A 9,482-nucleotide genomic window follows, 5' to 3' on the forward strand; every position below is an offset into this window, starting at 1 on the left:
AGCCAAAGCGCGAAAAGCGAAGCAAGCAGACTCATCTGAAGCGGAAGAAGCTGAAGCACCTGCCGAGCAAACCGAAGATCCGAAAAAAGCCGCCGTGGCAGCTGCCATTGCACGTGCCAAAGCGCGTAAAGCGAAGCAAGAAACGCAAACAGAGCCTGTTGAAGAAGCAACTTCCGAAGAACCAGAAGTGGATCCGAAGAAAGCCGCGGTTCCCGCAGCAATTGCGCGCGCGAAGGCTCGTAAAGCGAAACAAGCAGACTCAACTGAAGCGGAAGAAGCTGAAGCACCTGCCGAGCAAACCGACGATCCGAAAAAAGCCGCCGTGGCTGCTGCCATCGCTCGAGCCAAAGCGCGCAAAGCGAAGCAAGAAACGCAAACAGAGCCTGTTGAAGAAGCAACCTCCGAAGAACCAGAAGTGGATCCGAAGAAAGCCGCGGTTGCCGCAGCAATTGCGCGCGCGAAGGCACGCAAAGCGCAACAAGAAGCTAATAAAAATAATACTGAGGAGAACGAGTAGTGTCGTTTTTTATTGCCAGTTCACCGCATACCCACAGTCGTCGTAGTACGCCAGACTTAATGAAATGGGTGGCACTTTGCGCACTTCCAGGTTTAGTAGCCCAAACCTACTTCTTTGGCTGGGGTACGCTTATTCAACTGATTTTTGCCATTGCAGTCGCTGTATCCCTTGAAGCCTTAGTCATGATCTGTCGTAAACGCTCACCAATGAGAGCGCTACGTGATAACAGTGCAATAGTTACCGCTTGGTTGTTAGCCGTTGCTATACCACCATGGTCTCCGTGGTGGATTATGGTGATCGGGCTTATTTTTGCGATAGTAATCGCTAAACACCTCTATGGTGGCCTTGGACAAAACTTATTCAACCCTGCAATGGTCGCTTATGTGGTCTTGTTGATCTCTTTCCCAGTACAAATGACGAGTTGGAGTGCACCGACATCGCTCATACCTGATCATGTAAATTTTGCAGATACACTCTCTTTAATTTTTACGGGCTATGATTACGACGGCTTATCACTTCAGCAAGTTCGCTCAGGAGTTGACGGCGTGACAATGGCGACACCACTTGATGCATTTAAGACTGGCATTCTTACAGGTGCCACTCCAAGCGAAGTAATGTCGCAGCCAATATTTGATGGCTTAGGTGGTATTGGTTGGCAATGGGTAAACCTTGCTTACCTTCTTGGCGGCATAGTCATGATCCAAAAGCGTATCATCCAATGGTATATTCCAGCAGGTTTCCTTGCGAGTCTGACTCTGTTTAGCCTAGTGTTCACGTTGCTGACGCCAGGGGAAACTGCGTCGCCAGTTTTACACTTGTTATCTGGTGCAACCATGCTTGGCGCATTCTTTATTGCAACCGATCCCGTTTCGGCGTCTACCACCGTCAAAGGACGTTTAATCTTCGGTGCGCTTATTGGTGCTTTGGTCTTTATCATTCGCAGTTGGGGCGGTTTCCCAGATGGTGTTGCATTTGCAGTGTTGCTTGCAAATATGTGTGTGCCACTGATCGATTACTACACCAAACCTAGAACTTACGGTCACTGAGGTAAACATGTTAACCGCTATTAGAAAAAATGGTCTGACACTCGCGATATTTGCATGTGCAACAACCGGATTAGTCGCCCTTACTCAGTACCTAACAAAAGACCAAATCAAGGTACAAGAGCAAAAACAATTACTTTCTGTTTTGAATCAAGTCATTCCAGAAAACATGCATGACAACGCACTCACGCAAGCTTGTACAATGGTCACGTCTCCAGATCTGGGGACATTACGTGCGATGCCAGTCTACCTCGCCACGAAGAATGGTGAACCAACAGCAATCGCAATAGAATCTATCGCGCCAGATGGCTACAATGGTGAGATAAAAGTGATTACTGGGATTGATAATCAGGGCAATATTTTGGGGACACGCGTCCTAAACCACCAAGAAACCCCTGGTCTGGGCGATAAAATCGATCTTCGTGTCACCGACTGGATCCTGAGCTTTACGGGCAAACAAGTCACGGAAAGTAACTGGAACTCATGGAAAGTTCGTAAAGATGGTGGTGATTTCGATCAATTTACTGGTGCAACGATCACGCCTAGAGCCGTCGTAAAAGTGGTGCGAAATACCGTTAACTACGTAAACCAATCTCGTGAAGACATTCTTAGCCAGCCTTTGGGCTGTGAAGGAGAGCAGTAATGAGTGAAAATAAATTGCTGATGAAAAACGGTATGTGGAGCAATAACCCTGCTCTCGTACAGCTGCTGGGTCTGTGTCCACTACTAGCGGTTTCTTCCACGATAACCAATGCCTTAGGTCTTGGTATTGCAACCTTATTAGTGCTGGTCGGCTCCAACGTCACGGTTTCTCTTATTCGTAATTACGTACCAAAAGAGATCCGCATTCCTGTGTTCGTGATGATCATTGCCTCTCTCGTTACCTGTGTTCAGTTATTGATGAATGCCTATGCGTATGGTTTATACCTATCTCTTGGTATCTTTATTCCTCTGATTGTAACCAACTGCATCATTATTGGTCGAGCTGAAGCATATGCTTCAAAAAATGATGTTGCGCCTGCAGCATTAGACGGTTTATGGATGGGGCTTGGTATGACGAGCGTCTTGGTTGTTTTAGGTGCCATGCGCGAATTAATTGGTAATGGCACACTATTCGACGGAGCAGACCTGCTCCTAGGAGACTGGGCTTCAGCTCTACGGATTCAAGTTTTCCAATTTGACAATAGCTTCCTGTTAGCGCTTCTCCCACCTGGTGCATTTATCGGCGTTGGGCTGTTGATAGCGCTCAAAAATGTCATAGATAATTCAATTCAGGCACGTCAACCAAAAGAAGAAAAACCAACCATAGAACGTGCTCGCGTCACTAACGCATAACAAGATAAGGCTCTGTCATAGGAGCCTTTTTCATAAACCGCAGAGACGGTATTGGAAGTCAGCAATGAACAAAATAAAAAGAATCGAGATTCTTGAACGATTACGAGAAAACAATCCGAATCCTCAAACTGAGCTTAACTGGAGCTCCCCTTTTGAGCTGCTAATCGCTGTATTACTATCAGCTCAAGCAACCGATGTAAGCGTCAATAAAGCCACCGACAAGCTTTTCCCTGTAGCGAATACACCTCAAAGCATTCTTGATTTGGGAGTCGATGGCTTAAAAGAATACATAAAGACCATCGGTTTGTTTAACTCAAAGGCAGAAAACACAATCAAGACTTGTAAGATCTTGTTGGAAAAACACAATGGTGAAGTTCCTGAAGATCGTGCAGCGTTAGAAGCGCTACCAGGCGTAGGTCGCAAGACCGCAAACGTCGTGCTCAACACCGCTTTTGGTTGGCCAACTATTGCCGTCGATACGCACATTTATCGCGTGTCGAATCGCACTAAATTTGCGATGGGAAAAACGGTTGATGATGTCGAGCAGAAGCTATTAAAAGTTGTGCCAAAAGAGTTCAAACTCGATGTGCACCACTGGCTCATTCTTCATGGTCGTTATACGTGCGTAGCAAGAAAGCCTCGCTGCGGTAGCTGCATTATCGAAGATTTGTGCGAATATAAAGAGAAAGTATACCCAGATAGCTAACGCTATTTGTAAATCAAAGCTAGGAGCAAAAAATGTCAAACGGTCGAATTCTCCACACTATGCTTCGCGTAGGTGATCTAGACAAATCCATCAAGTTTTACACTGAAGTTATGGGCATGCAGCTGCTTCGTACTAACGAAAATAAAGAGTACGAATACACGCTAGCGTTTCTTGGTTATGGTGACGAATCCCAAGGTGCAGTGATCGAACTGACTTACAACTGGGGTAAAACTGAGTATGACTTAGGTACCGCTTTTGGTCATATCGCCATTGGTGTTGATGATATCTACGCAACTTGCGACGCTATCAAAGCGGCGGGCGGTAATGTGACGCGTGAGCCAGGTCCAGTAAAAGGCGGAAGCACGCACATTGCATTCGTAAAAGACCCAGATGGTTATATGATTGAGCTTATTCAAAACAAGCAAGCTTCAGCAGGTCTTGAAGGCTAAGCGGCACTTCTAATAATCACTTGTACTGCAAGTTGAACTCCGATTACAGGCAGGTCTGCGATCTGCCTGTCCTTTTATAAACAAAACTCTTTACTTGATAATGGTTATCGTTTAGATTTATCCGCAACTTCGATATGCGGGATTACGATAATGATCAGTGAATGGGAAAAACACACACTTCTAGCCGATACGGCACTTCAACTAGATGACCCTGTTCGCAGCATTCTTCATTACCAGCAAGCCCTAAGCCTGAGTGAAGATATCAGCGAATGTGTGGAAATTGAGGCGGACGAGCGATTATTAATTTCTGTGATTTCTTGTCATAACTTAGCTCAGTTCTGGCGTTGGGCCGGAGATACTGACTATGAACTCAAATATCTTCAACTGGCCTCTGAGAAAGTCTTAACACTTATCCCACAATGCCCAAATAAAGAGTGTGCAAGCTTTATCGACTCGATAGGATGCTGTACTAAGGCGTTGATAGACTTTATGAAGCGTCACCCTAATCCAGCTATTGCCAAACAGGTAGAAAAAATAGATACCGCAACCAATTGCGAAGTCATTGCCAAATTCCGCTTAAACTAACATTCAAATTATACAGCAGGAATCACCGAAAGGTGCTTGGCAAAATACCACTAAAATATTATTAACAACGTCAGTAAATCTAAAACGCCGAAGCTTTCAGCTTCGGCGTTTTTATATGCATCACACTTGGGTTCGCCCTAGAGATATCACGACTCGGCGGTTTTTGTCTTTTCCTATTGGCGAACCGTTATCTGCAATAGGACGACGCTTGCCGTACCCTTGCACTTGAATTCGATCTTCCGGTAGCCCTAGAGACTGAAAATAATCACGAAGTGACTCTGCACGTCGCTCTGATAAACTTTGACTCGCACTTTTACCATCGGTTGAATCTGTGTACGTCGCCACCAGCACGAGATCGATATCTTGATTATGTCGGATATAATCTGCAATTTGTGATAAACGCTTTTTAGAAGCCTTGGTTAACTGATCACCTTGTCTTTCGTAGTGCAAAATCGTAAAAGCAATGTCCTCAAAACTGTATTTCAATAAGTTGGAAATACAGTCGCTAAACGCGTTGTACTTGTTTTGAAATAGTACTGATGACAATGCGACTTCAATTCTCTGATCTCGGCTCTGCCAATCTTGGTAACTAAAAGTCGGATAACGGCCTTTTTCCAGCTCAGACAAAATGCCCCATGCTGTTTGCCCTCCGACATAACCATCAAACTGTTTAAAAAACTTTAGGTTTGTAATTCGATCGGCGTGTTCACCTGGCCGCCAAGGTGGCGGCATAGAAATGAGACTGACGTTACGTGTTTCTCCCATCGGACGACGCATTTTTAACTCAAAGTCTAAATTGATTTTTTTATTTGCACGAGATGAAAATACCGCATCTCCAAAGCTTGGAATGGGGTGTACAAGCTGACATTCTAATGGTGTATTGACCACCATTTCCCATTGAGATTGCTGTGGAGTTGCAGCATAACGTTTGCCCATCAAAGCGAAGCTGCTTGTGCTAAACAACGAAAATACAACACCACTGCTAATCAGCCATTTCTTCATCTAATACTGTCTCTTAAACGGCAGTCTGTTGCCGTCAAATTGCATCAATAAAACCACTTCAACGGGCATGCAAAAATCTCGCCAATATCGGAATATCTGTCACACTGCCATTAATATGAGCCATAGTGTTCCAATCACCTTAACCGCCACTTAGCGTTTTACTTCCTCATGTTTTATCGGTTTACATGATGCAAAGTATGGCGAATAAACGTCTACATAATATGCAATACAAACTTATTGATTGGATGCAAAATAGAATTCCGGTTTTCTCTTAAATTGCGGTTTTTCTCATCGGTATAATCTGCAATAATGCAGCCTTCGTCACACAAAAATAAGCCAACATGACACTAGAAAATGAAGCTCTAACCTTGAAAAAACGCTTTCGTGGTTATTTCCCTGTGGTAGTAGACGTTGAGACCGCTGGTTTCAATGCTCAAACTGATGCACTTTTAGAAATCTGTGCCGTTACGTTGAAAATGGACGAACATGGCGTGTTGCATCCGGCCTCCACCATTCATTTTCATGTGGAACCATTTGAAGGCGCTAACTTAGAAAAAGAAGCGCTTGAATTCAATGGTATTCGTGACCCTTTCAGCCCTCTTCGAGGTGCTGTTTCTGAGCAAGAGGCGCTAAAGGAAATTTATAAGCTTATTCGCAAAGAACAAAAAGCCGCAGATTGCTCACGTGCAATTATGGTTGCTCATAACGCAGCATTCGACTTGGGTTTTGTAAATGCAGCAAATGAACGCTGTAAACTAAAAAGAGTCCCTTTTCATCCCTTTGCTACTTTTGATACGGCTACATTAAGTGGCCTTGCTTATGGCCAAACAGTTCTCGCTAAAGCATGCAAAACAGCCGGGATGGAATTTGATAACCGTGAAGCACACTCTGCGCTTTACGATACACAAAAAACAGCAGAATTATTCTGCGGTATTGTCAACAAATGGAAGGCCCTCGGCGGTTGGCCGCTTGTCGACGAAGAATAATAAGTAAACACAACATATTAGGAAAAGTATGAATCCTGTCGTTATATCAGTGTGCGTCATGCTCGTGTTAGCATTGATGCGCGTAAACGTAGTGGTTGCCCTCACGTTTAGTGCCATCGTAGGCGGCCTAGTCGCAGGCATGAGCCTTGGGGATACGGTTGCCGCATTTGAAAGTGGTCTAGGTGGCGGTGCAACTATCGCGCTAAGCTACGCCATGTTAGGTACTTTCGCTGTTGCCATCTCAAAATCAGGCATCACGGATCTACTGGCCAAAAGTGTTATCAAGCGCTTAAATGGTAAAGAAAACTCGGCGTCAACTACCGGGTTAAAGTACGCGGTGTTAGTCGCGCTCGTTCTTGTCACTATGTCATCTCAGAACGTAATTCCGGTCCATATCGCCTTTATTCCAATTTTGATTCCACCTCTTTTGGGCGTATTTGCGAAACTTAAACTCGACCGACGTTTGGTCGCGTGTGTTCTTACCTTCGGTTTGATCACACCTTACATGATCTTACCTGTTGGTTTCGGCGGTATTTTCTTAAACAACATTCTATTAAAGAACCTACATGACAACGGTTTGGAAAACGTGGTTGCAAGCCAAGTCCCAACCGCCATGTTACTGCCAGGTGCAGGAATGCTGTTTGGTCTATTACTGGCTATCTTTGTGAGCTATCGTAAACCGCGTGTCTACAAAGAAACTGAGTTGACTGTCGTTGACGAAACCGATCACGTCATCAATAAAAAGCACATCTTAGTTGCGGCACTTGGTATTGTCGCTGCTTTGGGTGTTCAGCTTTACACGGGTTCAATGATTATCGGTGCTCTAGCTGGCTTTATGGTGTTCACTTTCGGCGGCGTTATCGCATGGAAAGAGACGCACGACGTGTTCACTAAAGGTGTACACATGATGGCAATGATTGGCTTCATCATGATTGCAGCGGCAGGTTTTGCAGCAGTAATGAAGCAAACTGGCGGTGTTGAAACACTAGTACAATCGCTATCAACCAGCATCGGTGACAATAAGCCTCTAGCTGCACTACTGATGCTGATCGTTGGTCTATTAGTAACAATGGGCATTGGTTCATCGTTCTCTACGATTCCAATCCTTGCAACTATCTATGTTCCTCTTGCGCTAGCATTCGGCTTCTCGCCGATGGCAACGATTGCACTGGTAGGTACTGCAGCTGCGTTAGGTGATGCAGGCTCTCCAGCTTCTGACTCTACATTAGGCCCTACATCTGGTCTAAATGCCGACGGTCAACATGAGCACATTTGGGAAACAGTCGTTCCAACCTTTATCCATTACAATATCCCTCTAATCATCTTTGGTTGGATTGCAGCAATGGTGCTTTAATACTATTGTTTGGATGGATATACATTTAGTTACGAAAAAGCCGCTCAATGAGCGGCTTTTTGTTATTCATAACTGAGGTTATTGCGCTGGCATATTGTCAATAATACGCTCACGAATCAGCTTCAAGGTTGGTTCTGTCGACAGGTAATCGATGGCAATCGGAAAATAAGCGTCGTTAATTTTAAGAACCAAGCTAGGGTAAGAGTTCACACCTAGGCTCTTTGCAAGGCTCAATTGATCTTCGAACACACCCTCTAAGAAAGAGCCGTCCATATCATTCTTGAATTGCTGAACATTCAAGCCAATTTCTCTCGCTAGTTGCAAGTGAGTGGCTTCTTCATGAGGAGGCATCGCACGTAAGTAATACGCATGCTGAATCGCTTCTAGCATCTGCTCATAAGAATCTTGAAAGCCCGCTGCAATAACCGCACGACAAGATTGGTAAGTGCTTCTAACTGGCGTACAAAGCTTCCAGAAATCGTAGTTAAACTTAGTGCCTAACTGGCGCTCAATCTGCTTCCAAATACCTTCGAGTTTTTGTTGCATCTCGGGCGGCATCGGTAAATTAGTATCTGGCGCAAGACCACCAACCACATACTCAAACTGAATCACACCTGGCAGTTGCTGTTTTAGTTTATCCAGCGTTGGTTTGTAACCCCAACACCAACTGCACATTGGGTCATGCACGTAGTAAAGCTTTATATCCACTTTAATTTTTTAACCTATAAAATCAATTAGTTAAATGAAACAAGAATAATAAATGGCGATAAAGTGGCGACACATTTAAATCTTATTGCTTGGTTTCTGCTTAAGAGTTAACGAGTTTTGCTTGTAACCCTGATAACAATATAGGTCCAGCACTCACTCGTTCCCCTCTTCTTCATCAACACGTAAACAGCGGTTTTGTCCCGTTAACTGCACAGTGATTTTGACATCTGAGTTTAATTATACCGTCTCATAAATTGAAAAACTGCTTTATCTTAATAATTCGCTCTAAAGCCTTATAGAGTAAGGCTCTATGCCCTCTTAATCAGATCTTATCTTCGCTCACCTGATCATCTATATTTCTCACAAAATTCTGAACAACACTTATTTTTCATGCACTTACAAAAGTCACCTTGATCTTTCCAGATCATTAAAATTGGAATTTACTGAAAATATTTTCAATCTTTGAAATTTTCAAAACACTCTCAGTCTAGGCTCTAAGTAGCTCTATTCTCTCGCAAGCCCCGCTATATATATGGTTTCCTACGAGACACTCTAGGAACTCTCCCCACTAAATTTCAGTACACAAAAACTGAAAAAAAACTGCTCGAAAAACCTCGCAGGCGGGTGAGGAGAGTGCGGATTTTGTCATCCGCTCAGTCTGTCCCGTGAGTTCATAACCGTTCATCGCCATATGACTTGTAGCTTTAGTTTGAGACCAAAATAAAAAAACGCAGCCGTATGGCTGCGTTGATTGTGTGAAAATCAAGTTCTTTATGTGTGCTAATATGCCTTAAACT

General features: G+C 44.1%; 10 protein-coding genes and 1 pseudogene. 9 read left to right on the forward strand and 2 right to left on the reverse strand.

The annotated features are described in order from the left end of the window. The 7 genes and pseudogenes from R7E29_RS10300 to R7E29_RS10330 all read left to right on the forward strand — a co-directional run. Nucleotides 1–517, forward strand: a pseudogene (locus tag R7E29_RS10300) (electron transport complex subunit RsxC); the annotation flags it as partial. Next, entirely contained in the window at nt 517–1,563 is a 1,047-nt protein-coding gene (gene rsxD, locus R7E29_RS10305; protein WP_054576233.1) for an electron transport complex subunit RsxD, read from the forward strand. The pseudogene R7E29_RS10300 and the gene rsxD, both read left to right, overlap by 1 nt. Before the next feature lie 7 nt (nt 1,564–1,570). Then, a complete protein-coding gene (gene rsxG / locus R7E29_RS10310; RefSeq protein WP_053304221.1) occupies nt 1,571–2,203 on the forward strand; it encodes an electron transport complex subunit RsxG in 633 nt (210 codons plus the stop codon). After that, entirely contained in the window at nt 2,203–2,895 is a 693-nt protein-coding gene (locus R7E29_RS10315) for an electron transport complex subunit E (protein ID WP_005384881.1), read from the forward strand. Before rsxG ends, R7E29_RS10315 begins: the two co-directional genes overlap by 1 nt. A 64-nt stretch (nt 2,896–2,959) precedes the next feature. Next, complete coding sequence (nth, locus tag R7E29_RS10320; protein WP_005380743.1) at nt 2,960–3,601, forward strand: endonuclease III; 642 nt, start codon at nt 2,960–2,962, stop codon at nt 3,599–3,601. Nucleotides 3,602–3,633: 32 nt separating this feature from the next. After that, nucleotides 3,634–4,050, forward strand: a complete 417-nt coding sequence (gene gloA, locus R7E29_RS10325; protein WP_031780931.1) for a lactoylglutathione lyase — start codon at nt 3,634–3,636, stop codon at nt 4,048–4,050. A 150-nt stretch (nt 4,051–4,200) separates the two neighbouring features. Further along, a complete protein-coding gene (locus R7E29_RS10330) occupies nt 4,201–4,635 on the forward strand; it encodes a DUF2753 domain-containing protein (protein ID WP_005384886.1) in 435 nt (144 codons plus the stop codon). A gap of 120 nt (nt 4,636–4,755) precedes the next feature. Here the strand turns inward: R7E29_RS10330 and motY are convergent, their stop codons facing one another. After that, nucleotides 4,756–5,637: a flagellar protein MotY gene (gene motY, locus R7E29_RS10335; protein WP_054576234.1), complete on the reverse strand. Its 882-nt coding sequence runs from the start codon at nt 5,635–5,637 to the stop codon at nt 4,756–4,758. Between the two features lie 341 nt (nt 5,638–5,978). Here motY and rnt point away from each other — a divergent pair, with 341 nt between their 5' ends. Together rnt and R7E29_RS10345 are read left to right on the forward strand one after the other, a co-directional pair. Next, nucleotides 5,979–6,623, forward strand: a complete 645-nt coding sequence (rnt, locus tag R7E29_RS10340) for a ribonuclease T (RefSeq protein WP_005384888.1) — start codon at nt 5,979–5,981, stop codon at nt 6,621–6,623. 28 nt (nt 6,624–6,651) lie between these two features. Continuing rightward, a complete protein-coding gene (locus tag R7E29_RS10345; RefSeq protein WP_017821192.1) occupies nt 6,652–7,977 on the forward strand; it encodes a Na+/H+ antiporter family protein in 1,326 nt (441 codons plus the stop codon). Nucleotides 7,978–8,055: 78 nt separating this feature from the next. Here R7E29_RS10345 and R7E29_RS10350 read toward each other — a convergent pair whose 3' ends face one another. After that, nucleotides 8,056–8,685 (reverse strand): DsbA family protein, encoded by a 630-nt coding sequence (locus tag R7E29_RS10350; protein ID WP_053304219.1) that lies wholly within the window; start codon nt 8,683–8,685, stop codon nt 8,056–8,058. Nucleotides 8,686–9,482: the final 797 nt, after the last annotated feature.

This window comes from Vibrio sp. Vb1729 (assembly GCF_033338655.1).
Lineage (GTDB): Bacteria > Pseudomonadota > Gammaproteobacteria > Enterobacterales > Vibrionaceae > Vibrio > Vibrio alginolyticus.

Bases quoted from the DNA above. Each gene is read 5' to 3' on its own strand.
- rsxG (WP_053304221.1), top strand. From the start codon at position 1,571: ATGTTAACCGCTATTAGAAAAAATGGTCTGACACTCGCGATATTTGCA.
- R7E29_RS10315 (WP_005384881.1), top strand. From the start codon at position 2,203: ATGAGTGAAAATAAATTGCTGATGAAAAACGGTATGTGGAGCAATAAC.
- nth (WP_005380743.1), top strand. From the start codon at position 2,960: ATGAACAAAATAAAAAGAATCGAGATTCTTGAACGATTACGAGAAAAC.
- gloA (WP_031780931.1), top strand. From the start codon at position 3,634: ATGTCAAACGGTCGAATTCTCCACACTATGCTTCGCGTAGGTGATCTA.
- R7E29_RS10330 (WP_005384886.1), top strand. From the start codon at position 4,201: ATGATCAGTGAATGGGAAAAACACACACTTCTAGCCGATACGGCACTT.
- motY (WP_054576234.1), bottom strand. From the start codon at position 5,637: ATGAAGAAATGGCTGATTAGCAGTGGTGTTGTATTTTCGTTGTTTAGC.
- rnt (WP_005384888.1), top strand. From the start codon at position 5,979: ATGACACTAGAAAATGAAGCTCTAACCTTGAAAAAACGCTTTCGTGGT.
- R7E29_RS10345 (WP_017821192.1), top strand. From the start codon at position 6,652: ATGAATCCTGTCGTTATATCAGTGTGCGTCATGCTCGTGTTAGCATTG.